The organism is Streptomyces sp. CB02056 (assembly GCF_001905545.1).
GTDB lineage: Bacteria > Actinomycetota > Actinomycetes > Streptomycetales > Streptomycetaceae > Kitasatospora.
Genome location: NZ_LIPD01000017.1, coordinates 396 through 832, shown reverse-complemented (window position 1 = coordinate 832; position 437 = coordinate 396). Strand labels below are relative to the sequence as shown.

Here is a 437-nt window from a genome sequence, read left to right as displayed (position 1 = left end):
GTACAGGTCCCCGCCGATCCGTGAGGCGTCCGCCGCCGAGACGTACCGCACCGCGAGCCGCAGCGGCCCGACGGTCGGCCCGGGCAGCTGCAGCAGCGCCCGCTGGGCGGCTTCGGCGACGGAGCTGACGGCCGCGAAGGCCGCCGCGCGCCGCATCCGGACCTTGGCGACCCAGGCCGAGAACAGCGTCAGGACGACGTAGCTGACCATCGCCCCGTACAGGAAGCGGGCGTCGTTGATGTTGTCGACCTCGTCGTGGTGGCTGAGCCCGAACACCGTGAGCAGCCCGAGCGAGCAGACCAGCAGCAGCTCGCGGGGCTTCAGGGTCAGTGCCGCGACGGTCGGCACCACGGTCATCAGCGGGGCCAGGTAGCGGTCCTTGCCGGAGAGGAAGTCCGCGAGCCCGACGAGCAGGACGGCGATCAGCGCCGGGGTGG

The 437-nt window shown here is 72.5% G+C and carries 1 pseudogene; it reads right to left on the bottom strand.

Features of this window, described 5'->3' with window-relative positions:
• Positions 1-437, bottom strand: a pseudogene (locus AMK13_RS34385) (PP2C family protein-serine/threonine phosphatase); the annotation flags it as partial.